Consider the following 24692-nt stretch of genomic DNA (forward strand, 5'->3'; position numbering starts at 1 on the left):
ACAAAGAGGTTCAAACCAGGCTTCGGGAGGGCCAATTGTCGTTCAACGACGGCGCCGGCGAGGGATCGGCGGGACATTCGGCCGCGCCGCTGGACGGGGTGGACCGGTCGATCATCGCCGAACTGCGGCGCGACGGCCGGATCTCGATGCGCACCCTCGCCGAGCGCGTGCACGTCTCCCGGGCCAACGTCTACGCCCGGATCACCCGGCTGATGGACGCCGGTGTGATCACCGGTTTCACGGCGCGGATCGCCCCGCACCGGGCCGGCCTCGGGACCAGCGCGTACGTCTCGCTGACCATCGAGCAGAACTCCTGGCGCGCGGTGTCGGCCCGGCTCCGGGAGACCCCGTACGTGGAGCACTTCGCCCTGCTCGGCGGCGACTTCGACGTCCTGGCCCTGGTCAGGACCCCGGACAACGCGACGCTGAGGCACGTCGTGCTGGAGCTCGTCCAGGACATCCCGGGCGTGCGCGCCACCCGTACGTGGCTGGTGTTCGAGGAGGCCCGCGGCGCGGGAGCCGGGTGAGGGGTCAGCGGACGAGGCGGAAGAACGCGCGCAGCTCCTGGACGAACAGCTCGGGCTGCTCGAACGCGGCGAAGTGGCCGCCCTTCTCCGGCTCGTTCCAGTGCCGGATGTCGGTGAAGCGCCGCTCGGCCCAGCGCCGGGAGGGGCGGGGGTTCTCCTTGGGGAAGACCGAGCATCCGGCCGGGACGCTCACCACGTCCGTCGCCCCGGCGGTGAAGAGCCGCTGGACCTGCCGGAAGCTCTCCCAGTAGAGCCGGGCGGCGGACGCGCCGGTCCCGGGCAGCCAGTAGAACATGAGGTTGTCGAGCAGCTCGTCGCGGGTGAGGACGTTCTCGGGGTGGCCGTCGCAGTCGGTCCAGGCGCGGAACTTCTCGATGATCCAGGCGCACAGCAGCGCCGGGGAGTCGACGAGCCCGTAGCCGATGGTCTGCGGCCGGGTGGACTGCTCCAGCGAGTATCCGTCCTCGCTCTCCTGGGCCTGTTCGAGGGCGGCGAGCGCGGCGGCCTCGGCGTCGGTGAGGTCGCCGAACGTGGCCGGGTCCGGGGCCGCGAGCGGCGGGACGAGGTGGATGCCGGCCACGTGGTCCGGGTCCCGCAGGCCGACGAGCGTGGTGACGGTGGTGCCCCAGTCGGAGCCCTGCGCGCCGTAGCGGTCGTAGCCGAGGCGGGCCATGAGCCGGATCCAGGCGTCGGCGATCCGCTCGACGCCCCAGCCCTGGCTGGCCGGCTTGTCGCTGAAGCCGTAGCCGGGCAGCGAGGGGATCACCACGTGGAAGGCGTCGCGGGCGTCGCCGCCGTACGCCACCGGGTCGGTGAGCGGGCCGATCACCTTGAGGAACTCCACGACCGAGCCCGGCCAGCCGTGGGTGAGGACGAGCGGCAGCGCGCCCTCGTACGGCGAGCGGACATGGAGGAAGTGGATGCCCAGGCCGTCGATGGAGGTCCTGAACTGCGGCAGGGCGTTCAGGCGCCGCTCGGTGGCCCGCCAGTCGTACTCCTCGGCCCAGTGGCGGCACAGCTCGCGCAGGTAGTCCAGGGGGACGCCCTGCGACCAGTCGCCGGCCGTCTCCGCCTCCGGCCAGCGGGTGCGCCTCAGCCGTTCGCGCAGGTCGTCCAGCGCGGACTCGGGGACGTCGAGATGGAACGGGGTCACGTCGTCGGTCATGCCGCCCTCCTCGTCGGCTCAATTAACTCGTCTAACGAGCATAAAGCAGCGGGCTGGACGATAAGATCGCGACATGGCGATGCGACTTGTTCATCTGGCGCTGGACGCCCGCGACCACTCCGCGCTCGGCCGGTTCTGGGCCGAGGCGCTCGGCTGGCACGTCGCCGAGGAGGAGCCCGGGGAGACCGGCGTCGAACCCGGGGGTTTCGCCTACCCCGACCCGGCCGCCCTCTGCCTGGCCGTCCTCGCCGTCCCCGAGCCCAAGACGGTGAAGAACCGCGTGCACCTCGACCTGGCCACCACCTCCCCGGCGCATCAGGCGGACCTGGTCGCGCGCCTGCGGGCCCTCGGCGCGACGCCCGCCGACGTGGGCCAGGGCGACGTCCCGTGGACGGTCCTCGCCGACCCGGAGGGCAACGAGTTCTGCGTGCTGGAGCCCCGGGAGACCTACCGGGACACCGGGCCGATGGCCGCCGTGGTGGTCGACTGCGCGAACCCCCGGGCCATGGCCCGGTTCTGGGGCGAGGCGATGGACTGGACCGTGCACGAGGTCACCGACGACCAGGCGACGCTGCGCTCCGCCCAGGGGGTCGGGCCCTATCTCGAGTTCCTCCGCACGCCCGGCGTGAAGACGGTGAAGAACCGCATCCATCTCGACCTGCGGCCGTACCCCGGTGACGACCGGGCGGCGGAGATCGCGCGGCTGCGGGCTCTCGGCGCGACGCCCGCCGACGTGGGCCAGGGCGAGGTGTCGTGGACGGTGCTGGCCGACCCGGAGGGCAACGAGTTCTGCGTCCTCAGCCCGCGCTGAGCCCCGGAGCCCGGGGGCGGCCGGCGGCGAGGGTACGCCGCCCGTGGAGGGCCCGGAGGGATCCGGGCCCTCCACGGGTCAGCGTCCCTCGAAGGTGGGCTTGCGTTTGCCGAGGAACGCCTCCACCGCTCCCGCGTGGTCGGCGGTCAGCCCCAGGCGGGCCTGGGCGCGGGCCTCGGCGGTGAGCGCCGCGCCGAGGTCCTGGTCCCAGGCCCGCGCGAGCAGCCGCTTGGACTCGGCGTAGGCGGCGGTCGGCCCGGCGGCGAGCCGGGCCGCCAGCTCACGCGCCACCGCCCCGACCTCCTCGCGCGGGACGACGCGGCCCGAGATCCCCCACTCCACCGCCTGCCGGGCGCCGAACGACTCGCCGAGCAGGACCAGCTCCTTGGCCCTGGCCTCGCCGACCGCGCGGACCAGCGTCAGGGACAGCCCGGAGTCGCATGTCAGCCCGATGGCCGTGAACGCCGTGGCGAAGACGGCCTCCTCCGCGAGCACCCGCAGGTCGCAGGCCAGGGCGAGGGCCAGGCCGGCGCCGACGCACGTGCCGTTGACGGCGGCGACGACCGGCTTGCCCATGGTGGCCAGGAGCCGGATGACCGGCGCGTAGTCCCGCTCGACGGTGTCGAAGGCGTGCCCGGGGTCCGCGCCGAGGGCCGCCGCGTGCTCGGCGAGGTCCTGGCCGACGCAGAAGGCGCCGCCCGCCCCGGTCAGCAGCACGGCGCGGACGGCGTCGTCGGCCGCGACCTCCTCCAGAGCCCGGCGCAGCGCCGTCTTCAGCTCGCCGTCCAGCGCGTTGCGGCGCTCCGGCCGGTCGAGGGTCAGCACGGCGACGGCGCCGTCACGCTCCAGCCGGAGCGGAGCCTCGCCCACCTCAGCCCTCCTGTTCGGGCATCGGCCAGGTCTTGGCCACGAGGGTCAGCACGTCGTACGTGGCGACCGGCTGGCCGTCCTGGTTGGCGACCACGGCGTCCCAGCGGACCTCGCCGTAGTCGGCCGAGCTGCGCGGGGTGATCTGCTTGACGGTCAGCGTCACGTCGATCGTGTCGCCCGCCTTCACCGGGGTGAGGAAGCGCAGGGAGTCGACGCCGAAGTTGGCCAGGACCGGTCCGGGCGCGGGGTCCACGAACAGCCCGGCGGCCAGGGACACGACGAGGTAGCCGTGGGCGACGATGCCGCCGAACAGCGGGTTGCGCGCCGCCGCCTCGGCGTCGGTGTGCGCGTAGAAGGTGTCGCCGGTGAACTCGGCGAAGTGCTCGATGTCGGCGAGCGAGACCGTGCGCGGCGCGGAGGCGATCGTGTCGCCGATCCGCAGGTCCGCCAGGGACTTGCGGAACGGGTGGACGCCGGACTCGCCGCGCGCGGCGCCCGTGGTCCAGCGCCCGGTGACCGCGGTGAGCAGGTCCGGGGAGGCCTGGACGGCGGTGCGCTGCATGTGGTGCAGGACCCCGCGCACGCCGCCGAGCTCCTCGCCGCCGCCGGCCCGGCCGGGGCCGCCATGGACGAGGACGGGCAGCGGCGAGCCGTGCCCGGTGGACTCCTTGGCGTCGTCGCGGTCCAGAACGAGGACCCGGCCGTGCCACGGCGCGAGCCCGAGGACGACCGAGCGCGCGACGTCCGGGTCGTGGGTGGCGACGGAGGCCACGAGGCTGCCCTTGCCGCGCGCCGCGAGCGCGACCGCCGCGTCCAGGCCGTCGTAGGCGAGCACGGTGGCGACCGGCCCGAACGGCTCCACGTCGTGCGGCTCGGTGGCGCCGGGCCGGGCGCGCAGCAGCAGCGGGGTCATGAACGCGCCGCGCTCGGCGTCGCCGTCGAGCAGGGAGGCGCCGGCCGGGTCGCCGAAGACGACCTCGGCGCTGGCCCGCAGCGCCTCGACGGCCTTGCGCACCTCGTCGCGCTGGCCGAGGCTGGCCAGGGCGCCCATCCGGACGTCCGGGTTGCGCGGGTCGCCGACGCTCACCTTCGACAGGCGCGCGGCCAGCGCCTCGACGACCTGGTCGGCCAGGGCCGAGGGCACGAGCACCCGGCGGATGGCGGTGCACTTCTGTCCCGCCTTGACCGTCATCTCGGTGACGACGCCCTTGACGAACAGGTCGAACTCCGGGTCCTCCGGGCGCACGTCCGGCCCGAGGATCGAGCAGTTCAGCGAGTCGGCCTCGACGCCCAGCAGGACGCCGCCGTCCAGCACGTTCGGGTGGCGGCGCAGGATGCCAGCGGTGTGCGCGGAGCCGGTGAAGGCGACGGAGTCCTGGACGGTCAGCTCGTCGAGCAGCCCTCCGGCGCCGCCGGCGACGAGCTGGAGCGCGCCCTCGGGCAGGATGCCCGACTCGATGATCAGCCGTACCGCCAGCTCGGTCAGGTAGGCGGTCTGGCTCGCGGGCTTGACGATCGTGGGCAGCCCGGCGAGGAAGGCCGGGGCCAGCTTCTCCAGCATCCCCCAGACGGGGAAGTTGAAGGCGTTGATCTGGACCGCGACGCCCGGCCGCGAGGTGTAGAGGTGCTGGCCGACGAACGTGCCGCCCTTGCCCAGGCGCTCCAGGCCGCCGTCGAGGAAGACGGTGTCGTTCGGGAGCTCGCGCACCCCCTTGCTGGCGTAGCTGAACAGGGTGCCGATGCCGCCGTCCACGTCGATCATCGTGTCGCGCGAGGTGGCGCCGGTGCGCACCGACAGCGCGTACAGCTCTTCCTTGCGCGCGGTGAGGTGCTTGGCCAGCGTCTTGAGCAGGGCCGCCCGCTCGTGGAAGGTCAGGGACCGCAGCGCCGGCCCGCCGGTGTCGCGGGCGTGGCGCACCATCGCGGCGACGTCCAGCCCCCGGCTGGAGATCCGCGCGACCTCCTCGCCCGTGGCGGCGTCGAGAAGGGGCTCTCCGTCGTCGGCCGCCCGGAACCATCGTCCGGCGGCGTAGCTCTCCAGCAGCGCGCTCACGCTGTCCTCTCCTCTCCGCGGGGACCTTGCGCAGGACCCCCGACACGTGCCACCGTATTACTGACCGAGCGATAAGTAAATAAAGACGCCCTGCCTCGGGAGGTAAAGATGACGACGACACCGGCGGAGCCGGAAGCGCTGGAAGCCGCGTTCGAGGCGACCATCGCGCGCCACGACCGGATCGAGCCCCGTGACTGGATGCCGGACGCCTACCGCCGGACGCTCGTGCGTCAGATGGCCCAGCACGCGCACTCCGAGATCATCGGCATGCAGCCCGAGGGCGCGTGGATCGGCCGCGCGCCGTCCCTGCGCCGCAAGGCGATCCTGCTGGCCAAGGTGCAGGACGAGGCGGGGCACGGGCTGTATCTGTACTCGGCGTGCGAGACCCTGGGCGTCTCCCGCGCCGAGCTGACCGAGTTGCTGCTCACCGGCCGGCAGAAGTACTCCTCGATCTTCAACTACCCGACGCTGTCGTACGCCGATGTCGGGACGATCGGCTGGCTGGTCGACGGCGCCGCGATCTGCAACCAGGTACCGCTCTGCCGCACCTCCTACGGCCCGTACGGGCGCGCCATGATCCGCATCTGCAAGGAGGAGTCCTTCCACCAGCGGCAGGGCTACGAGCTGCTGATGACGATGATGCGCGGCACCGACGCCCAGCGCGCGATGGTCCAGGAGTCGGTGAACCGGTTCTGGTGGCCGGCGTTGATGATGTTCGGCCCGCCGGACGCCGACTCCCCCAACAGCGCGCGGTCGATGGCCTGGGGCATCAAGCGCAACTCCAACGACGAGCTGCGCCAGAAGTTCGTGGACATGACGGTCCCGCAGGCCGAGGCGCTCGGGGTGACGCTGCCCGACCCCGACCTGCGCTGGAACGAGGAGCGCGGCCACCACGACTTCGGCGAGCCCGACTGGGAGGAGCTGGCCGCCGTCATCCGGGGCGACGGGCCGTGCAACGCGCAGCGCATGGCGCACCGCCGGGCCGCGCACGAGGACGGCGCCTGGGTGCGCGAGGCCGCGTCGGCCTTCGCGGCGAAGGCGGGCGCGCGATGAGCGCCGACCGGCGGGAGTGGCCGCTGTACGAGGTGTTCGTCCGCGGCAAGCGGGGCCTCAACCACGTGCACGTCGGGTCCCTGCACGCCGCCGACGACGCGATGGCCGTACGGCACGCGCGCGACGTCTACACCCGGCGCAACGAGGGCGTGAGCATCTGGGTCGTGCGCGCCGACGCCATCACGGCCTCCAGCCCGGACGAGAAGGACCCGATGTTCGCGCCGAGCGGCGACAAGGTCTACCGGCACCCGACGTTCTACGACATCCCCGACAACGTCCCGCACATGTGATCGGTTGGCACTCATGAACGACGAATACGCCGGCGACTCCTCCCAGTGGGCCTTCGGCACCGGCTTCGAGGACCCGCTGGCCGGGGTCGACACGACGGTGCCCCCGGGCGTGGACCCGGCCGAGCTGGCCGCGTACTGCCTCATGCTCGGCGACGACGCGCTCGTCATGGCGCAGCGGCTGTCGGAGTGGTGCAGCCGCGCGCCCGACCTGGAAGAGGACATCGCGCTCGCGAACATGGCGCTCGACCTGCTCGGCCAGGCCCGGCTGCTGCTGTCCCGGGCCGCCGCGGCCGACCCGGGCGTGGTGCCCGCCCTGCCCGAGGGCTCGCCGGTGCCCGCCGAGGACGCGCTGGCCTTCTTCCGCGACGCGGAGCGGTTTCGCAACGTGCGGCTCGCCGAGGTGGAGAACGGCGACTTCGCGCACGTCGTCGTCCGGCTGCTGCTGTTCTCGGTGGCCCGGCTCGCGCTGCTGGAGCGGCTGCGCGCGAGCCCCGACCAGGTGCTGGCGGCGGTGGCGGCCAAGGGCGTGAAGGAGATCACCTACCACCGCGACTGGGCGGGACGCTGGTTCCTCACCCTGGCTCAGGGCACCGAGGAGTCGCGGCGCAGGCTGGAGGCGGCGCTGGACGCCCTGTGGCCGTACCAGGCCGAGCTGGTCGCGCCGCACACCGGTTTCGGCGTGGACCCCGCCACCCTGCGCGACGAGGTGGACGTCGTCCTCGACCAGGTCCTCGCCGTGAGCGGCGTCGAGCGGCCCGATCGGCCGCCGCTGAGCGGCACCGGCCGCGACGGCGCGCACACCGCCGCCCTCGCCTCGCTGCTCGCCGAGATGCAGGTGGTCGCCCGCGCCCACCCGAGCGGGCGCTGGTGAGCGCCGCCGAACGGGCCGCCGAGGTCGCCCGGCAGGTGCGCGACCCCGAGATGCCCATGCTCACCCTCGCCGACCTCGGCGTGCTGCGCGACGTCGAGGTGCGCGGCGGCGAGGAGGTGGTCGTGTCCATCACCCCGACGTACACCGGCTGCCCCGCCATGGCGACCATGCGCGACGACCTCGTCCACCGGCTGCGGGCGGCCGGCTTCGACCGGGTCGAGGTGCGGATCGTGCTGGACCCGCCCTGGACCAGCGACTGGATCACCGAGCGCGGCCGGGCGGCGCTGCGCGAGGCGGGGCTGTCGGCGCCCGGCCCGGCCCCCCGCCGCACCGGGCCGATCCCCCTCACGCTCGGCCCGGCCAGGAGCGCCCCGGCCTGCCCGCGCTGCGGGTCGGCGGCCACCCGGCTGACGTCCGAGTTCGGGGCGACCGCCTGCAAGGCCCTCTACCGCTGCACCGGCTGCCAGGAGCCGTTCGAGCACGTCAAGGAGATCTGACATGCCCACTTTCCACCCGCTCACCGTGGCGGCGGTGGACCACCTGTGCGAGGACGCCGCGGCGATCACCTTCGCCGTCCCGGACGAGCTGCGCGAGGCGTACGCCTTCCGCGCCGGGCAGTCGCTCACCCTGCGCCGCGTCGTGGACGGGCGGGAGGAGCGCCGGTCGTACTCGATCTGCGCGCCGGCCGGCGAGCGGCCGCGGATCGGCGTCCGCGAGATCCCGGGCGGGCTGTTCTCGTCCTGGCTGGTGCGCGAGGTCGCGCCCGGAACCCGGATCGAGGTCCAGACGCCGACCGGCTCCTGGCAGGCCGACCCCGCCATGGGCGAGCGGCACCTGTGCGTCGCCGCCGGCTCGGGCATCACCCCGATGCTGTCGCTGGCCTCCACCGTGCTCACCCACCCCGAGGCCCAGGTGTCGCTGCTGTACGGCAACCGGACCAGCCGCACCGTGATGTTCGCCGAGGAACTGGGCGACCTGAAGAACCGCTACGGCTCCCGGCTGCAGGTGGTCCACGCGCTCTCGCGTGAGCCGCGCGACGTCGAGCTGTTCTCCGGCCGGCTCGACGGCGACCGGCTGCGCCGCCTGCTGACCGAGCTGGTGCCGGTCGAGGTGTTCGACCACGTGTGGCTCTGCGGGCCGCTGGCGATGATCCAGGAGGCGCGCGCGGTCCTCGCCGACCTGGGCGTCCCCGCGTCCCGCGTGCACGTGGAGCTGTTCTACGTGGACGAGCCGCCGCCGCAGCCGCGACGGGCGGCCGACGGGGTCGCGCCCGGCGCGACGAGCGAGCTGACGGTCGTGCTCGACGGCCTGCGCACGACCTCGACGGTCTCCCGCGGGACGACGCTGCTCGAGGGCGCCCAGGCGGCGCGCGCGGACCTGCCGTTCGCCTGCAAGGGCGGCGTCTGCGGGACGTGCCGCGCGGTCGTGCGGGACGGCGAGGTGGACATGCGCCGCAACTACGCCCTGGAACAGTCCGAGCTCGACGCCGGGTTCGTCCTCACCTGTCAGACGTTTCCGGTCGGCGAGCGCGTCACCGTCGACTACGACGCATAAGGAGCCCTGACTCATGCCCGAATCCTTCGTCGTCTCCGGCGCGCGGACGCCGATCGGCCGCTACGGCGGCGCGCTCGCCCACGTCCGGCCCGACGACCTGGCCGCCCTCGTCGTGGGCGAGGCCGTCACCCGCGCGGGGATCGACCCGGAACTCGTCGACGAGGTGGTGCTCGGCGCGGCCAACCAGGCCGGCGAGGACAACCGCAACGTCGCCCGGATGGCCCTGCTGCTGGCGGGCCTGCCCGAGTCGGTGCCCGGGTTCACCGTCAACCGGCTGTGCGCCTCGGGGCTCACCGCGGTCGCCACCGCCCGCGCCCTCATCGCCGCCGGTGACGCCGACGTGGTGGTCGCGGGCGGGGTGGAGTCGATGACCCGCGCGCCGTGGGTGACCGAGAAGCCGGCCAAGGCGTTCGCCAAGCCAGGCGCGTCGTTCGACACCTCGATCGGCTGGCGCTTCACCAACCCCCGCTTCGACGCCGCGACGACCGCCTCCATGCCGCAGACCGCCGAGACCGTCGCGCTCCGCTGGGGCCTGACCCGGGAGGAGCTGGACGCGTTCGCGCTGCGCTCCCACGAGCGGGCCGTCGCGGCGGCCAAGGAGGGCCGCTTCGCCGGCGAGATCGTCCCGGTCCCCACCGGTGAGGGCGTCGTCGACGCCGACGAGGGGCCCCGGCCGGACACGAGCCTGGAACGCCTGGCGCGGCTGCGCCCGGTCAACGGCCCCGGCGGGCTCGTCACCGCCGGCAACTCCAGCTCCCTCAACGACGGCGCGGCGGCCGTCGTCGTGGTCAGCGACCGCTTCCTCGAACGGCACGGCCTGACGCCCCGGGCGCGGCTGGTGGCGGCGGCCAACGCCGGGGTGGCGCCGGAGATCATGGGCGTCGGCCCGGTCCCGGCGACCCGCAAGGCGCTCGACCGCGCCGGCTGGACCGTCGACGACCTGGACGCCGTGGAGCTGAACGAGGCGTTCGCCTCCCAGTCGCTGGCCTGCGTCCGCGACCTCGGGCTCGACCTCGACCGGGTCAACGCCGACGGCGGCGCGATCGCCCTCGGGCACCCGCTGGGCGCCTCCGGCGCCCGCATCCTCGTCACCCTGCTCGGCCGGCTCGAACGCTCCGGCGGCCGGCGCGGCCTGGCGACCATGTGCGTCGGCGTCGGCCAGGGCACCGCTCTCCTGGTGGAGCGCCCATGACCAGCCTGATCGTGGAGGAGGCCGAGGACCGGGTGGTGTGGCGGCTCAACCGCCCGGAGGTGCGCAACGCCATCGACCGCGAGCTGGTCGCCCGGCTGCACGAGGCGTGCGCCGCCGTCGAGGAGAACCCGCGCGTCGTCCTGCTCACCGGCGAGGGCACGACCTTCGCCGCCGGGGCGGACATCGCCCAGCTGCGCGAACGCGACCTGTACGACGCGCTGCGCGGCATCAACTCGAAGATCTTCGAGCGGATCCACCGGCTGCCGATGCCGACCGTGGCCCTGCTCGACGGGTACGCCCTGGGCGGCGGGGCCGAGCTGGCCTACGCCTGCGACTTCCGGATCGGCACGCCCGCCACCCGGATCGGCAACCCCGAGACGGGCCTCGGCATCATGGCGGCGGCCGGGGCGGCCTGGCGGCTGGCCGAGCTGGTCGGTGAGCCGCTGGCCAAGGAGATCCTGCTGGCCGGCCGCGTCCTGACGGCCGAGGAGGCGCACGCCGTTCGGCTGCTCAACGAGGTCGTGGCGGCCGAGGAGCTGCTGGCGGCCGGGCATCGGCTGGCCGACCGGATCACCGCGCGGGCGCCGCTGGCGACCCGGCTGACCAAGGCCGTCTTCCACGCCCCCCGGGGCGCGCACCCGTTCGTGGACGACGTGGCTCAGGCGGTCCTGTTCGAGACGGAGGAGAAGCACATGCGCATGACGGCATTCCTGGAGCGGCGATCATGAGCCTGCCACGGACGGTCGGCGTCTACGGCGGCGGGCGCATGGGGTCCGGGATCGCGCAGGCGTTCCTGACCTCGGGCAGCCACGTGATCGTCGTCGAGAACGGCCCGGAGGCGGCCGAGCGGGCCCGGGCCCGGGTGCGCGACGGCCTGGCCAAGGGCGACGCCGGCCCGGACGTCCTCGCGCGGCTGCGCACGACGTCGGACCCCGGCGAGCTGGCCCCGTGCGAGCTCGTCATCGAGGCGGTCCCGGAGGACGCGGCGCTCAAGGCCCAGGTGTTCGCCCTGGTCGAGAAGGCGGCGCCGGGCGCGGTGCTGGCCTCCAACACCAGCAGCCTGTCGATCGGCGCGCTGGCCGCCGGGCTGGCCGCGCCGGAGCGCTTCCTCGGGCTGCACTTCTTCAACCCCGTCCCGGTGAGCGCGCTCATCGAGATCGTCACCGGGCCGCGTACCGATCCGGCGCTCGTGGAGCTGGCCCGGCAGTGGGCGGCCGAGCTGGGCAAGACGCCGATCACGGTCGCGGACTCGCCGGGGTTCGCCAGCAGCCGGCTGGGCGTCGGCCTGGCGCTGGAGGCGATGCGGATGCTGGAGGAGGGCGTCGCGAGCGCGGCCGACATCGACACGGCGATGACGCTCGGCTACCGCCACCCGATGGGGCCCCTGCGCACCACCGACGTGGTCGGCCTGGACGTGCGGCTCGCGATCGCCGAGCACCTGGCGCGCGAGCTGGGGCCCCGGTTCGAGCCGCCGCGCATCCTGCGCGACCTGGTCGCCGTCGGGCATCTCGGCCGCAAGACCGGCCAGGGCTTCTACACCTGGTGAGACCCCTCAGACGCGGGTCTCGTGCCGGGCCAGGCCGTCGAAGGCGATGGCGGTGACGGCGTCGGCGACCATCGCCCGGTCGTAGGCGCCGTCCGGCCGGTACCACTCGACCAGCGAGTTCACCATGCCGAACAGCAGCCGGCTGACCAGCGTCGCCGGCACGTCGTCGCGCAGCGCGCCCTCCGCGACGGCGTCGGTGACGAGCGCGGCCAGGCGGTCGTCGAGCCAGCGGCGCCGCTCCAGCGCCGCCAGCTCGACCTCGCTGTTGCCGCGTACCCGCAGCAGGAGCGTGACGGAGGGCTGGTGCGCCACGAGGACCTCGACGCTGCGGCGCACCACCTCGCGCAGCCGCTCGTACGCGCTCCTGCCGGTCTGCTCCCGGAACGCCTCGGTCACGACCGCGGTCAGCTCGTCGAGCGCGTCGTCCAGGGCCTGGCCGAGCAGCTGCTCCTTGCCGGTGACGTGGTGGTAGATGGCCGGCTTGGTCAGGCCCAGCTCCTTGGCCAGGTCGCCCATGCTGGTGGCGTCGTACCCCTTGCGGTTGAACAGCTCCACCGCGGCGCGCAGGACCGCCGCCTGGTCATGGCCGGGACGGCCACGCCCGCGGCGCGGGGCCGGTTCGGCAGGCTGGGTCGTCACGAAAGCAGCATCTCACAACGGATCAGGCACGCTTCCCCGCTCACCGCCCCGCCGGTGCCGCCGGGGGTCGGCGGGCGTCGGCGGGCGTCGGCGGTCCGGCCGCTACGCGAGCACCTCCACGGTGATGTGCGGGGACAGCGCGCGCAGGAAGTCGGACGCGTCGAACATCTCTCCGGCGGAGGCGACACCGACCGTCCTGGTGCGTCCCGTGAGAACGCGGTCCACCGCCTCGGCCACGAGCGGCGCGGTGACGGCGTAGATGTCCCGGCCGCTCGCCACGGCCCGCCGCTCGCCGCCGCCGGAGCGCACGACGACGTCCACGAGGAAGGTCTGCGCGGAGCGTCCCCTCTCGTCGGCCGGGGCGGGCGCCGGCGTGTCCGGGGCCACCACGTCCCTGGCCGCCTCGACCGTCATGTAGGTGCGCACGTCCGGGATGGACAGATGGCTGGGCACGGTGACGACGTCGGCCATCGTGAACTCGCCGATGACGGCGCGGGGACCCATCGGACCGGGGAAGGTCCACTCCAGGGCCGGCGGGTCGTCATGGCGGTACTCCAGCCGGCCGTTGGCGTACACGACGCGCCGGCCGTCCCGCCGCTGCCGGGAGACCGCGCCCGAGGCGCGCGTCCCGGCCGTCGGGTGCCAGCTGTTCAGCCCGTACGCGATGTGCGCCTCGTCGGCCGAGCTCCAGTCGCCCATCGCGGCAGTGGCCAGCAGGTCGCCGAGGCCGCCGTAGAAGGCCATCGCGGGGACGACCACCGCTCCGGCGGCGCGGGCGCGGTCCGCGAAGTGCGTGAAGGTGTCGGCATTGGCCTCGATCTCGGCCGCGACGTCCACGTACGGGACGCCGGCGCGCAGCGCGGCCTCGATCACGGGGGCGGTCGTCGTGGCGAAGGGCCCGGCGCAGTTGATCACGGCCGCCGCGCCGGCCAGGGCGGCGTCGAGGGAGCCGGGGTCGTCGACCGATGCCTGGCGGATCTCCAGCCCGGGGTCGGACGCCGCCAGCGCCTTCAGCTTCTCCGCGTCGCGGCCGGAGGCGATCGGGACGAACCCGCGCTCCCGCAACTCCGCCACCACGAAACGCCCGGTGTGCCCGTACGCGCCGTACACCGCCACCGTCTGCCCCGATGCCATGGTCGTCTCCCTGTCCTCACCTGAACCGCGTTGCCGACCATCCTGGCGAGGGCGGCGTCGCACCGCGAGTGGCTGGAACGCCATGATGCGTACAATTCCGGACATGGACACTGTCGCGCTGGCCGTCACCGACGGCATGCTGCACTTCGAGCTGTCGTTGGCGTACGAGGTCTTCGGCACCGGCCTGACCGGCGTGGACCGCTGGTACACCCTGACCGTCTGCGGGCCGGGCGCCGTGCGGGCCGGCCGGTTCCTGCTGGAGCCCGACCACGGCCTCGACCGGCTGCCCCGCGCCGACACCGTGATCGTCCCGGGCTGGGCCGACGTCGACGTCGAGCCGCCCGCCGACCTGGTCGACGCGGTGCGCGCGGCCCACGAGGCGGGCGCGCGCGTGGCGTCGCTCTGCACGGGCGCGTTCGTGCTGGCCGCCGCCGGCCTGCTGGACGGCAGGCGCGCGACCACGCACTGGGCGCACACGGGTGACCTGGCGGCCCGCTACCCGCAGGTGGAGGTGGACCCGGACGTGCTGTACGTGGACGACGGCAGCGTGCTCACCTCCGCCGGCAAGGCCGCGGCCATGGACCTGTGCCTGCACCTCGTACGCCTGGACCACGGCTCGTCGGTCGCCAACGCGCTCGCCCGCCGCCTGGTGGTGCCGCCGCACCGGGACGGCGGCCAGGCCCAGTTCGTCACCGCCCCGGTGCCCGCCCCGGACAACCATCCGCTCGCCGAGCTGTTCCCCTGGGTGATCGAACGACTGGACCAGCCGCTGACCGTGGAGGACCTGGCCCGCCAGGCGCGGATGAGCGCGCGCCACCTGAGCCGCCACTTCCGGTCGGTGACCGGCACCAGCCCGCTGCAATGGCTGCTGACGCAGCGGATCCGCCACGCCCAGGAGCTGCTGGAGACCACCGACGACAGCGTCGAGGCCGTCGCGGCGGCCACCGGCATGGGCACCGCCACGACGCTGCGCCGGCATTTCGCCCGTACGGTCGGGGTGCCCCCGGACACCTACCGCCGCACCTTCCGCTCGCGCGAGGACGCCCGCCGCCGGGCGGATCCGGGTCGCGCGTGACGTCAGGTGGAGCGGGCGGGGCGCGGCAGGGTGAGCGTGATCAGCAGGCCCGCGATCATCGTGGCCGCGGTGAGCAGGACGACGACGAACTCGCCGTCGGCCGTGGCCGCGCGCAGCGCCTGGCCGCTCTCGCCCGCGGTCCCGAGGTCGGCGATGACGGTGAAGACGGCCAGGCCGATCGCGTTGCCGAGGTTGAGCGCGGTGGAGGCGATGCCGTTGGCCACGCCCTGCTCGTGGGCGGCGGTGCCGGTGGCGGCGGCGATCCACATGGCGGTCCAGACGACGCCCTGGCCGAGGCCGGAGACGACGAGGCCCGGCACCAGCAGCCCGTAGCCGGCGTCGGCGTCGAACCCGAGGGCCAGCACGGCGGTGCCGGCCACGCCGACGGCGAAGCCGATCAGCAGGGTGGCGCGGGTGCCGATCCGGGTGGCCAGGCGTTCGCCGCCCTGGGTGCCGGCGGCGATGGCGAGGGAGGGGATGAGGAAGGCCAGCCCGGTCTGCAGGGCGCTGTAGCCGTGGATGCTCTGCAGCAGCACGGTCAGGAAGTACGGCAGGACGCCGAAGGTGGCCATGTAGACGAAGGTCACCAGCATGCCGACGGTCAGGCTGCGGTTGCGGAAGAGCCGGAAGGGCATGAGCGGGTCGGCGCTGCGGGCCTCGACCAGCGCGAAGATCCCCAGCAGCGCGGCGGCCAGCAGGAACGCGCCGGCCACCAGGGGGCTGCCCCAACCCAGCTCGGGCCCTTCGACCAGGGCGAAGACCAGCAGGGTCGATCCGGCGGTGACGCTCAGCGCGCCGGGAACGTCGAACCTGCGCCGCTCTCCCCTGGCCGGGTCACGCGGGATGACAGCAAGGGCCGCCAGCGCGACCAGCCCGGCCAGGGGGACGTTGACGAAGAAGACGGCGGGCCAGCCGAAGTTCTCGGTGAGCAGGCCGCCGAGCAGCGCGCCGATGGTCAGCCCGCTGGCGCCGGCGCCGCCCCAGACCGCCAGCGCGCGGTTGCGCTGCGGGCCCTCGGCGAACAGGCTGTTGAGCAGCGCCAGCGTGGAGGGCAGCAGCAGCGCGCCGCCGATGCCCTGGATGGCGCGGGCGACGACGATGACGACGGGACCGCCGGCCAGCCCGCCCGCCAGCGAGGAGACGGCGTACAGGGCCAGGGCGAGCACGAACACGCGGCGGCGGCCCAGCAGGTCGGCCGCCCGGCCACCGAGCAGCAGGAAGCCGCCGGCGAAGACGACGTAGGCGCTGACCACGAGCTGCTGGGTCTGGCCGGGGAAGCCCAGGTCGGCGCCGATCTGAGGGAGCGCGACGAAGACGATGTTGAGGTCGAGCGCGTAGATGAGCTGGGCCAGGGCCAGCAGCGCCAGGGTCCAGCCGAGTCGCGGCTTGACCTGGGCCGGGGCCCGTGCGGGCAGCGCGGAGGATGAGGACATGGAACGCCCTTCGGAGGGAGCCGGTGACGGGCATGCCGAAGCCCGTCCCGCATGACGAATGTACGCGGATATACGTACGGTCGTACTATGCCACAGCGTCCCGCGATTGTTCGACAATCGGAGTACAGTAGGACCATGGCCTTCCGTCATCCCGACCGCGACCAGATCCGGATCGAAGACGTGCTGTCGGCGCTCGGGAACGGCGTGCGCCTGTCCGTGGTGCGCGTCCTCGACGCCGGCGGCGAGCACAACTGCACGAGCGTCCTCAACACGCTGGGGATCACGGCGAAGTCGACCATGACCCATCACTGGCGGGTGCTGCGCGACAGCGGCGTCATCCGGCAGCAGCCCTCGGGGCGGGAGAACCTGCTCCTCCTGCGGCGCGAGGACCTCGACGCCCGCTATCCGGGACTGCTCGACGCCATCCTGTCCGGCGCCCGCGCCGACGAGGCCCTGGAGCGCGGCGACCGCTCCCCCTGATCGCCAGCATGGCGGCTGTGACGCCTGTCACAGCGGAACCGTGACAGGCTGCCCAGGAGCGGGCGCCCGCCCGCGACCATGCTGGCGGGCATGGAACGCAGCACACCCCACGCGGTGGCCCTCAGCGGCCTGCGCAAGAGCTACGGCGAGCGGACGGCCGTCGCCGGGATCGATCTGCTGATCGCGCCCGGCGAGGTCGTGGCGCTGCTCGGGCCCAACGGCGCGGGCAAGTCCACGACCGTCGACATGATGCTCGGCCTGACCCCGCCGGACTCCGGCGGCATCACGCTCTTCGGCGCGGACCCGCGCCGGGCGCTCGCGGACGGCGTCGTCGGCGCGATGCTCCAGGACGTCACGCTGCTGGAGGACGCCACCGTACGCGAGATCCTCACCATGATCGCTTCGATGCACCGGGCGCCGATGCCCGTGGCCGGGGCATTGCGGCTGGCCGGGATCGGCGAGCTCGCGGAGCGGCGGGCGGCCAGGCTGTCGGGCGGGCAGACACAGCGCGTACGGCTGGCCATGGCGCTGGTGCCCGACCCCGGGCTGCTGGTGCTGGACGAGCCCACGGCGGTGATGGACGTGACGGCGCGGCGCGCGTTCTGGCACGCCATGGGCGCGTTCGCCGCCTCGGGGCGGACCGTGCTGTTCACCACCCACTACCTGGAGGAGGCCGAGGCCCACGCCGGCCGGGTCGTGCTCATGCGGGACGGGACGATCGTCGCCGACGGGCCGGTGGGCGCGGTCATGGCGCGGGTGGGCGGCCGGACGGTGACCGCGCTGGTCCCCGGGGTCCGGCCGCCGGAGCTGCTGGCGCTGCCCGGAGTGGTGGGCGCGGAGCCGGCCGGCGACGGTCACCGGGTCGTGTTGCGGTGCTCGGACTCCGACGGCGCGCTGCGCGCGCTGCTGGCCCGCCATCCCGGCGCCCGTGACGTCGAGATCCGCTCGGCGAGCCTGGAGGAGGCGTTCGTGCTGCTGACGGGCGCGAACCTGGCCGGCGAGGAGGTGGCGGCGCGATGAGGGGCGGCTACCTGCGCTTCGAGGTCAGGCGGGCGTTGCGGGACTCCAGGTTCCTGGTGTTCGCCGTGGCGCTCCCGGTGGGCCTGTTCGTGCTGCTGTCGCGCCTCTACCAGAGCCAGGGGGCCACGCCCGCGTACCTGATGAGCGGGCTGGCGGCGTTCGGGGCGGTCAAGGCGGCGCTGGACACCGGCGCGCGCACGGCCGTGGAGCGGGGCGCGGGCTGGCAGCGGCAGCTTCGGCTGACCCCGCTGTCCGGCGCGGGCTATCTGGCGGCCAAGGGGGCGGTGGCGATGCTGGTGGCGCTGCCGCCCGTGGCGGGAGTGGCGCTGATGGCGGCGCTCACGGCCGGGGTGCGCCTGCCGGCCGACGCGTGGGCGCAGGCGGTGCTCGGGACCTGGCTGGGCACGGTGCCGTTCGCGCTGCTCGGGCTGCTGGTGGGGCAGCTCTGCTCGGCGCGCAACGTGCAGACCTATCAGGGCGGGGTGCTGCTCCTGCTCGGCTTCGTCGGCGGGCTGCTGATCCCGGTCGCCTCCTTCCCGCCGGTGCTGGCGGGGGCGGCCAGGGCGCTGCCGAGCTACTGGCTGGCCGAGATCGGGCACGGCGCGGTGTCGGGTTCCGGCGGGCCGGGTCCGGCGCCGGTGGTGCTGGCGGCGTACACGGTGGCGCTGGGCGTGGCCGTCGTCGTGCGCTATCGGCGCGACGGCGCCCGCGCCTGATCGCGTCCTTAGGCTGACAGCATGGAACGTGCGTGGTCCTCCTGGCCGTCCTGGCGTCCGGAGCGCGGCGCGTCCCGCCGGTGGCGCTGGGCGCGCGGCCTGGCGGTGCTGGCGGGGCTGCTGGTCTGGCCGCTGTGGGAGGCGTTCCGGCCAGGGCGCGGTCCGCTGGCCGTCGCGCTGGCGCTGGCGTACGCCGCGAGCTGGATCGCCGCCATGGCGTACGGCGTGACGTGGGCTCCCAGGGCGCGGATCGCGCTGCTGGTCTGGCTGCTCGCCCTCGGCGTGGCCGTGCCGGCGGCGCACGGCGGCGAGCCGCCGGCCCTGCTGGGCTTCACGCTGAGCGCGGCCGCCTGGCTGCTGCCCACGGCGTGGGCGCTGCTGCTGGCCGCGGCGGCGGCGGTCGTCCGGCTGCTCACCCTGTCCGGCGCGGCGGGCGGCCTGTCGTGGGAGCTGATCCCGCCCGTGCTGACCCAGATCGTGACCCCGGTCGCGGTGCTGCTGCTGATCCGCCTGCTCGTCCAGCTCGGCCGGGCCAACAAGGAGATCGAGGCGCTGGCCACCGCCGCCGAGCGCGAGCGCCTGGCCCGCGACCTGCACGACGTGCTCGGCCACAGCCTCACCACGATCACCGCCAAGGCGGGGCTGGCCCGCCGCCTGCTGGAGCGCGGCGCCGACCCCGGGCAGGCGCTCGCCGAGGTCCGCGACGTGGAGCGGCTCTCCCGGCAGGCGCACGCGGAGATCCGCGCCACGGTGTCGGGCTCGCGCCGGCCGTCGCTGGCGGCCGAGCTGGGCGGGGTACGGGCGGCGCTGCGGGCGGCCGGCATCGAGGCCGTGCTGCCCGAGAGCGGGGACGAGGTGGCCGAGGAGCTCAGGGAGCCGTTCGCGTACGTGCTGCGCGAGGGTGTCACGAACGTCATCCGGCACAGCGGCGCCACGCGCTGCGAGGTCGCCCTGAGCGGGACCTGCCTGGAGATCCGCGACAACGGCCCCGCGACCGCCGCCACCCACCCCTCCGGCACCACCGCGGTCGCCACCTCCGCCGCGCCGGCCACCGCCGCGGTTGCCACGCCAGCCAGCGCCGCCACCGCCGCGGGCGCGCGGCCGCCGGGCAGCGGCCTGGCCGGGCTGGCGGAGCGGCTCCGCGCGGTGGGTGGCGTGCTGGAGGCGGGCCCGCTGCCGCAGGGCGGCTTCCTGCTCCGGGCGAGCCGCGCGTGATCAGGCTGCTGCTCGCCGATGACCAGGCGCTGGTACGCGGCGCGCTCGCCGCGATGCTCGCGCTCGAACCCGACATCGAGGTGGCCGCCCAGGCCGCGACGGCCGAGGACGCGCTGGAGGCGGCGCTGCGCACCCGGCCCGACGTCGCGCTGGTCGACGTGCAGATGCCCGGCATGGACGGCCTCACCCTGACCGAACGCCTGCGCCGGGCGCTGCCGTCGTGCCGGGTGGTCATCTGCACCACGTTCGGACGGCCCGGCTACTTCACCCGCGCGATGCGGGCCGGCGCGTCGGGTTTCGTGGTGAAGGACTCCTCGCCCGAGCACCTGGTCGACACGGTGCGGCGCGTGCACGCGGGCCTGCGGGTCGTGGACCCGGCGCTGGCGGCCGAGTCGCTGACCAGCGGGACCAGTCCCCTGACCGCTCGCGAGCGCGACGTGCTGCGCGCGGCGCGGCGCGGCGGGACCGTCGCGGAGATCGCCAGGGCGCTGAGCCTGTCCCACGGGACCGTGCGCAACCACCTGTCGGCGGCCATCGGCAAGGTCGGCGCGGCCACCCGCACCGAGGCCGCCCTGGTCGCCGAGGAACGCGGCTGGCTGTAGCTCCGGGTCAGGCGGGCCCGGATCGCCGGAGCCCCTGGAGGAGCACGTCGATCAACCGGCGCGGGTCGTAGCGCGGGTCGCTGTCGCGTCCGACGCACAGGTTGCCGATGCCGCGCATCAGCTCGTAGGGCTGCGTGCCGGGCCTGATGTCGCCGGCCTCGACCGCGGCGGCGAGCAGCTGCGCGCACACGGGTTCGAGGCGGTCGAGGAAGTAGGTGTGCAGCGCGGCGAAGCGGCTGCTGTCGGACTGCAGGGCGTCAGCCAGGCCGTGCTTGGTGACCAGGAAGTCGACGAAGAGGTCGATCCACTGACGGAGCGCGTCGAACGGAGACCCCGCGTCCGCCAGCAGTCTCGGACCCGCCTCGGCGCACGCCTCGATCTGGTGGCGGTAGACGGCGGTGACGAGCTCCGCCCGGGTCGGGAAGTGCCGGTAGATCGTCCCCAGCCCGACACCCGCTCTGGCCGCGATCTGCCGGATCGGGGCGTCGACGCCCGAGGTGACGAAGACCTCGGCGGCGGCGGCGAGCAGCGTCTGCTCGTTGCGCACCGCGTCGGCCCGCTTGTTCCGGGCCGGTGCCCTCCCGGCCGGGCTGTCGGCGGACACAGCTTTCCTCTCCCACGGGTTGACAAAGCGGAACAACGATCCGAAACTAACTGGAGCAACGTTCCGGTTCAGGTTAGCCGAGGCCCGACGCGCCTGACAACTCGCCTGCCGCCTGTTCGGCGCCGCCTGAGGTCGGTGCCGGCCGCGGCGCGAACCCCCGAAGGGAACCGCTCACCATGACCGCCTCCACCTCTGCCTCCACCTCTGCGCCGCCGGCTCCCGTCCTGTCGTACAGCCCGGTGGTGCTGTCCGTGCCCGGACGGCCCGTGGACCTCCAGCTCCGCGTCTCCGCGCCCGCGACCGGCACCGGCCTGCCCGTCATCCTGCTCTCCCACGGGCACGGCGGCTCCCACAACCTCTCCTCGCTGAACGGGTACGCGCCCATCGCCCACCTCTGGGCGGCGGCCGGATTCGTCGTCATCCAGCCCACCCACCTCAGCTCCCGCACCCTCAGCGACCGGCTCGCCGGCGCCCCTGGAGCGCCCTTCTTCTGGCGCTCACGCGCCGAGGACATGAGCCGCATCCTCGACCGGCTCGACGAGATCGAGAAGACCGTGCCGGGGCTCGCCGGGCGCGTCGACCACGGCAGGATCGCAGTCGCCGGGCACTCCCTCGGCGGCCACACCGCCGCGCTCCTGCTGGGCGCCCGGATCACCGACCCCGACACCGGGCAGGAGGTGAACCTGATCGAGCCGCGCGTCAAGGCCGGTGTGCTGCTGGCCGCACCCGGCAGGGGTGGCGACGTCCTCAACGGATGGATGGCCGGGAAGGTGCCGTTCTTCCACACCACCGACTTCTCCACGATGACCACCCCCGCCCTGGTCGTCGCCGGCGACAAGGACGACTCGCGGCACTTCACCGACGTCGGCCCCGACTGGCACGCCGACCCGTACCGCCTCGCGCCCGCGCCGAAGTCCCTGCTCACCCTGTTCGGCGCCGAGCACCTGCTCGGCGGCGTCTCCGGATACGACGCCGCCGAGACCACCGACGAGAACCCCGGACGCGTCGCCGCCCTCGGCCGCCTCACCTCGGCCTACCTGCGCACCCGGTTCCAGCCCGGCGACGACGCCTGGCAGGCGGCGTGCGAGACCCTGACGACCGGCACCTCCCCGGCCGGACGAGTCGCGTCCAAGTAGCCCGCCGCGGCAGCCGGCCCACGCGGACTCCGCCGGTGCGGCTCGTCGTCGAACAGGACGACGTGTGCCCGGCGAGCGGTCACGGCGTCTCCCCGGCGGCGTGCGGGGTGGCCGGAATACCCTTCCCATCGTGATCACACCCGATGCGCCCGGGGAGCCCGGCCCCGTTCGAGGAGGCGCCTTCTACGATGCGCCCGAGGTGCTGGAGCGCTACCTGCGCCACCGTCACAGCGGGGCGCGCAGCCCCAACCACGTCATGGAGGAACCGGCGTTCCTCGACGAACTGGGCCCGGTGGCCGGCCTCCGCGTGCTGGACCTCGGCTGCGGGGACGCCGCCATCGGCCGGACCTTGCTCGCGTCCGGCTGCCGCGGCTACCTCGGCATCGACGGCTCGGCCGAGATGACCCGGGCGGCCGCCGCCACCCTCCACGGCACCTCCGGCCGCGTGGAACGGGCGGACATCGAGCAGTTCTCCGCGCCGCCGCACACCTTCGACCTGATCATCTCCCGCCTCGCGCTGCACTACGTCGGCGACCTCGATCCCGTGCTGGCGGCCTGCCGGCGTGCGCTGTCGCCGGGCGGGCGGTTGCTGTTCACGGTCGTCCACCCCGTCATCACCTCTCCCGAAGCTCGTCGCGGCACGAAGGAGGCGCGCACCGACTGGATCGTCGACGACTACTTCCGCACCGGAGCGCGCCGGCGCGACTGGATGGGCGACACCGTCACCTGGTACCACCGCACCGTCGAGGACTACGTCACCGCCCTGGTACGCGCCCGCTTCGCCGTCACCGCGCTGCGCGAGTGCGCCCCTCGCCACGATCGTTTCGACGGCGACCTGGCCGAGTTCGACCGCCGCCGGCGCGTCCCCCTGTTCCTTCTCCTGGCCGGTTCGAGCATGGAGGTGTGAGGGCGGAGGCGGCTCCCGATGCCGCGGCCGAGAACGGAGCCGCCGCCTTCAGGGCTCGGCGATGTCGTCCGGGTCGAACGCCGTGCCCGGGGCGACGGGGCCGTCCACGGTGAGGCCGGCCACATGGACCCCGGACGGCCCGTGGTTCTGGTCCAGCAGGGCGACCAGGGTCCGCACCCCGGCCTTGCCGAGCGAGAGGCTGACATACTGCGGTTTCGGCTCGGGCATCCCGCCGGTGACGATGAACGTGCCGCTCCCCCGCCGCGCCATCGCCGGTGCGACGTGGGCGGCGGCGGTCAGCGCGCCGACCACGTTGACCGCCCAGGCGTCCAGGTGGCCGCGCGCGGACAACTGCCCGGGCGTGTCCGAACGGATGACCGCCGCGTTGTGGACGACCACGTCGGGGAGGCCGAACCGCTCGGCCGCCGCGTCGAGCGCGGCGCGCAGCGCCGTCTCATCGGTGCTGTCGGCGGCGAGCGGGACGATGGGCACCCCGAACGGCGCGACCGCTTCGGCGGCGGCGGCGAGCGTTTCGGCGGTCCGTGCGACGAGGGCGATCGGAAGTCCCTCCCGGGCGAACCGGCGGGCGACCGACCGGCCGAACGGCTGCTGCGCTACTACGAGGAGCAGGGGCTGCTGCACTGCGTCCACGACGACGGCGAGCGGCTCGTACCGTCCACGTGCCCCGGAATGGTCAGCGACCTGCGGCGGGAGCGCCGCCGCGTCGCGGAGGCGATCAGCGCGCTCCGGACGTCCCAGCAGGCGCTCGACGCCATGCTCGCCGCCGCGCTGCGGCAACCCGGCGACGCACCCTCCCCAAACGGACGGGGCCGCCCGGACTGACGCCGGGAAGGGAGGAGAAGGCCGCGACGCCGGTTCGGTATGCCCCGTGCCGGGCCCGGGGAGACCTCCCGGCCCTTCCGCCCGGCTGTCCCGCCGGACGCACAAAATCTGCAGTCGCCGCAGTAGACATTCGCGTCCGGCGGGGCTAATGTTTCTGGCAGCGCAAGAAACGGATCTACCGGGCAGCAAGAAGTAGTAGTGGCACCACGACGAACTGCCCGCAACAAGGTGAAGTCGACGGCAGAAGGTCGGACGTGACGGGCCAGCGCAGTGGCAAGGGGCCCTGACCGTGGACGCGCTGCCGAAGAGGAAGCCGGACAGTGGTCCGGACAAGGATGAAGGGAGTGTTGAACGCCATCAGGATCGCCCGGCGCCGGCTGAGTCTCGCCGCCCGGGTACCGCAGTTCCACAGATAGGAAGGTGGTCTACGGTCACACATCCGCGATCCTCGCATCGCCGCCGGCGAGTACGGCGGCTGCGGAAACAGTGAGCCGGCCGGACGGCCGGTAGATGGTGTTGAACCTCTTCGGGGCCCCGGCGCAACAGGCGTCGGGGCCCCCTGTTCGCGTGATGAAAGGCATGTATGGATCAAGTCTCCTCAGCCGGCGTTGACAAGCCCGCTCCCGCCGGGGCCGCAGGCAGCGCCGAGGACCGGTTCGACGACGAGGACTACCCCGCCTACAGCATGGGGGCGGCCGCGGAGATGCTCGGTGTCACCGCGGCGTTCCTGCGCGCTCTGGGCGCCGCCAAACTGATCGAGCCGCGACGCTCCAGCGGCGGCCACCGCCGCTACTCGCGCTACCAGCTTCGCCTCGCCGCCAGAGCCCGTGAACTCGTCGACCAGGGCACACCCGTCGAAGCCGCCTGCCGGATCATCATCTTGGAAGACCAGCTCGCCGAGGCGCTGCGCATCAACGAGGCGCACGGCCGCCCGGCGGAGCCCTGAACCGGCAACC

At 74.1% G+C, this 24692-nt stretch carries 28 protein-coding genes; 20 read left to right on the forward strand and 8 right to left on the reverse strand.

Going from position 1 to position 24692, the window contains the following annotated elements:
- Positions 1-35: 35 nt before the first annotated feature.
- On the forward strand, positions 36-527 hold the full coding sequence (locus HT134_RS39520; protein ID WP_246366346.1) for an Lrp/AsnC family transcriptional regulator: 492 nt from the start codon (positions 36-38) through the stop codon (positions 525-527).
- 4 nt (positions 528-531) lie between these two features.
- On the opposite strand, the gene HT134_RS39525 is transcribed toward HT134_RS39520, so the two are convergent.
- Positions 532-1692, reverse strand: a complete 1161-nt coding sequence (locus HT134_RS39525; protein WP_175605605.1) for an epoxide hydrolase family protein — start codon at positions 1690-1692, stop codon at positions 532-534.
- A gap of 73 nt (positions 1693-1765) precedes the next feature.
- Between HT134_RS39525 and HT134_RS39530 the strand changes: the two genes are divergently transcribed.
- Entirely contained in the window at positions 1766-2503 is a 738-nt protein-coding gene (locus HT134_RS39530) for a VOC family protein (RefSeq protein WP_175605606.1), read from the forward strand.
- Positions 2504-2581: 78 nt separating this feature from the next.
- On the opposite strand, the gene HT134_RS39535 is transcribed toward HT134_RS39530, so the two are convergent.
- Both HT134_RS39535 and paaZ read right to left on the reverse strand, forming a co-directional pair.
- Complete coding sequence (locus tag HT134_RS39535; RefSeq protein WP_175605607.1) at positions 2582-3373, reverse strand: enoyl-CoA hydratase/isomerase family protein; 792 nt, start codon at positions 3371-3373, stop codon at positions 2582-2584.
- A 1-nt stretch (position 3374) separates the two neighbouring features.
- On the reverse strand, positions 3375-5426 hold the full coding sequence (gene paaZ, locus HT134_RS39540; RefSeq protein ID WP_175605608.1) for a phenylacetic acid degradation bifunctional protein PaaZ: 2052 nt from the start codon (positions 5424-5426) through the stop codon (positions 3375-3377).
- A 108-nt stretch (positions 5427-5534) separates the two neighbouring features.
- Here paaZ and paaA point away from each other — a divergent pair, with 108 nt between their 5' ends.
- The 8 genes from paaA to HT134_RS39580 are packed head-to-tail and all read left to right on the forward strand — an operon-like array spanning position 5535 to position 11932.
- A complete protein-coding gene (gene paaA / locus HT134_RS39545) occupies positions 5535-6479 on the forward strand; it encodes a 1,2-phenylacetyl-CoA epoxidase subunit PaaA (protein ID WP_175605609.1) in 945 nt (314 codons plus the stop codon).
- Complete coding sequence (gene paaB, locus HT134_RS39550) at positions 6476-6769, forward strand: 1,2-phenylacetyl-CoA epoxidase subunit PaaB (protein WP_175593209.1); 294 nt, start codon at positions 6476-6478, stop codon at positions 6767-6769. Before paaA ends, paaB begins: the two co-directional genes overlap by 4 nt.
- A gap of 13 nt (positions 6770-6782) precedes the next feature.
- Complete coding sequence (gene paaC / locus HT134_RS39555) at positions 6783-7640, forward strand: 1,2-phenylacetyl-CoA epoxidase subunit PaaC (protein WP_175605610.1); 858 nt, start codon at positions 6783-6785, stop codon at positions 7638-7640.
- Positions 7637-8137, forward strand: coding sequence for a 1,2-phenylacetyl-CoA epoxidase subunit PaaD (gene paaD, locus HT134_RS39560; RefSeq protein WP_312888767.1), 501 nt, complete (start codon positions 7637-7639; stop codon positions 8135-8137). The genes paaC and paaD overlap by 4 nt, the downstream gene beginning before the upstream one ends.
- Before the next feature lies 1 nt (position 8138).
- On the forward strand, positions 8139-9194 hold the full coding sequence (gene paaE, locus HT134_RS39565) for a 1,2-phenylacetyl-CoA epoxidase subunit PaaE (protein WP_175605611.1): 1056 nt from the start codon (positions 8139-8141) through the stop codon (positions 9192-9194).
- Between the two features lie 13 nt (positions 9195-9207).
- Positions 9208-10386, forward strand: a complete 1179-nt coding sequence (locus HT134_RS39570; protein ID WP_175605612.1) for a thiolase family protein — start codon at positions 9208-9210, stop codon at positions 10384-10386.
- Positions 10383-11114: an enoyl-CoA hydratase/isomerase family protein gene (locus HT134_RS39575; protein WP_175605613.1), complete on the forward strand. Its 732-nt coding sequence runs from the start codon at positions 10383-10385 to the stop codon at positions 11112-11114. Before HT134_RS39570 ends, HT134_RS39575 begins: the two co-directional genes overlap by 4 nt.
- A complete protein-coding gene (locus HT134_RS39580; RefSeq protein WP_175605614.1) occupies positions 11111-11932 on the forward strand; it encodes a 3-hydroxyacyl-CoA dehydrogenase family protein in 822 nt (273 codons plus the stop codon). Before HT134_RS39575 ends, HT134_RS39580 begins: the two co-directional genes overlap by 4 nt.
- Before the next feature lie 6 nt (positions 11933-11938).
- On the opposite strand, the gene HT134_RS39585 is transcribed toward HT134_RS39580, so the two are convergent.
- The gene (locus HT134_RS39585) at positions 11939-12571 is read right to left on the reverse strand and encodes a TetR/AcrR family transcriptional regulator (protein WP_175605615.1); all 633 of its coding nucleotides are present in this window, start codon (positions 12569-12571) and stop codon (positions 11939-11941) included.
- Between the two features lie 102 nt (positions 12572-12673).
- Positions 12674-13705 (reverse strand): saccharopine dehydrogenase family protein, encoded by a 1032-nt coding sequence (locus HT134_RS39590; RefSeq protein ID WP_175605616.1) that lies wholly within the window; start codon positions 13703-13705, stop codon positions 12674-12676.
- Between the two features lie 103 nt (positions 13706-13808).
- Here HT134_RS39590 and HT134_RS39595 point away from each other — a divergent pair, with 103 nt between their 5' ends.
- Entirely contained in the window at positions 13809-14780 is a 972-nt protein-coding gene (locus HT134_RS39595) for a helix-turn-helix domain-containing protein (protein WP_175605617.1), read from the forward strand.
- A gap of 2 nt (positions 14781-14782) precedes the next feature.
- Here the strand turns inward: HT134_RS39595 and HT134_RS39600 are convergent, their stop codons facing one another.
- Entirely contained in the window at positions 14783-16213 is a 1431-nt protein-coding gene (locus tag HT134_RS39600) for an MFS transporter (RefSeq protein WP_175605618.1), read from the reverse strand.
- Between the two features lie 135 nt (positions 16214-16348).
- On the opposite strand from HT134_RS39600, the gene HT134_RS39605 reads away from it, so the two are divergent.
- From HT134_RS39605 to HT134_RS39625, 5 genes are all read left to right on the forward strand, one after another.
- Positions 16349-16693, forward strand: a complete 345-nt coding sequence (locus HT134_RS39605) for an ArsR/SmtB family transcription factor (protein WP_175605619.1) — start codon at positions 16349-16351, stop codon at positions 16691-16693.
- Between the two features lie 90 nt (positions 16694-16783).
- Complete coding sequence (locus HT134_RS39610; protein ID WP_175605620.1) at positions 16784-17713, forward strand: ABC transporter ATP-binding protein; 930 nt, start codon at positions 16784-16786, stop codon at positions 17711-17713.
- Positions 17710-18429: an ABC transporter permease gene (locus HT134_RS39615; protein ID WP_175605621.1), complete on the forward strand. Its 720-nt coding sequence runs from the start codon at positions 17710-17712 to the stop codon at positions 18427-18429. Before HT134_RS39610 ends, HT134_RS39615 begins: the two co-directional genes overlap by 4 nt.
- A 21-nt stretch (positions 18430-18450) precedes the next feature.
- Positions 18451-19644, forward strand: a complete 1194-nt coding sequence (locus HT134_RS39620; protein WP_175605622.1) for a sensor histidine kinase — start codon at positions 18451-18453, stop codon at positions 19642-19644.
- Positions 19641-20246 carry a response regulator transcription factor gene (locus HT134_RS39625; RefSeq protein ID WP_175605623.1) on the forward strand — a complete coding sequence of 202 codons (606 nt, stop codon included), beginning with the start codon at positions 19641-19643 and terminating at the stop codon, positions 20244-20246. Before HT134_RS39620 ends, HT134_RS39625 begins: the two co-directional genes overlap by 4 nt.
- Before the next feature lie 7 nt (positions 20247-20253).
- On the opposite strand, the gene HT134_RS39630 is transcribed toward HT134_RS39625, so the two are convergent.
- Positions 20254-20850 (reverse strand): TetR/AcrR family transcriptional regulator, encoded by a 597-nt coding sequence (locus HT134_RS39630; protein WP_175605624.1) that lies wholly within the window; start codon positions 20848-20850, stop codon positions 20254-20256.
- Between the two features lie 176 nt (positions 20851-21026).
- Between HT134_RS39630 and HT134_RS39635 the strand changes: the two genes are divergently transcribed.
- Positions 21027-21986: an alpha/beta hydrolase family protein gene (locus tag HT134_RS39635; protein WP_175605625.1), complete on the forward strand. Its 960-nt coding sequence runs from the start codon at positions 21027-21029 to the stop codon at positions 21984-21986.
- 130 nt (positions 21987-22116) lie between these two features.
- On the forward strand, positions 22117-22893 hold the full coding sequence (locus HT134_RS39640; RefSeq protein WP_175605626.1) for a class I SAM-dependent DNA methyltransferase: 777 nt from the start codon (positions 22117-22119) through the stop codon (positions 22891-22893).
- Positions 22894-22941: 48 nt separating this feature from the next.
- Here HT134_RS39640 and HT134_RS39645 read toward each other — a convergent pair whose 3' ends face one another.
- Complete coding sequence (locus HT134_RS39645; RefSeq protein ID WP_312888769.1) at positions 22942-23544, reverse strand: SDR family NAD(P)-dependent oxidoreductase; 603 nt, start codon at positions 23542-23544, stop codon at positions 22942-22944.
- 39 nt (positions 23545-23583) lie between these two features.
- On the opposite strand from HT134_RS39645, the gene HT134_RS47925 reads away from it, so the two are divergent.
- Both HT134_RS47925 and HT134_RS39655 read left to right on the forward strand, forming a co-directional pair.
- Positions 23584-23736 carry a hypothetical protein gene (locus tag HT134_RS47925; RefSeq protein WP_312888771.1) on the forward strand — a complete coding sequence of 51 codons (153 nt, stop codon included), beginning with the start codon at positions 23584-23586 and terminating at the stop codon, positions 23734-23736.
- 685 nt (positions 23737-24421) lie between these two features.
- Entirely contained in the window at positions 24422-24682 is a 261-nt protein-coding gene (locus HT134_RS39655) for a helix-turn-helix domain-containing protein (RefSeq protein WP_246366388.1), read from the forward strand.
- Positions 24683-24692 lie beyond the last annotated feature (10 nt).

It is taken from the genome of Nonomuraea rhodomycinica, from assembly GCF_013363995.1.
Classification (GTDB): Bacteria; Actinomycetota; Actinomycetes; order Streptosporangiales; family Streptosporangiaceae; genus Nonomuraea; species Nonomuraea rhodomycinica.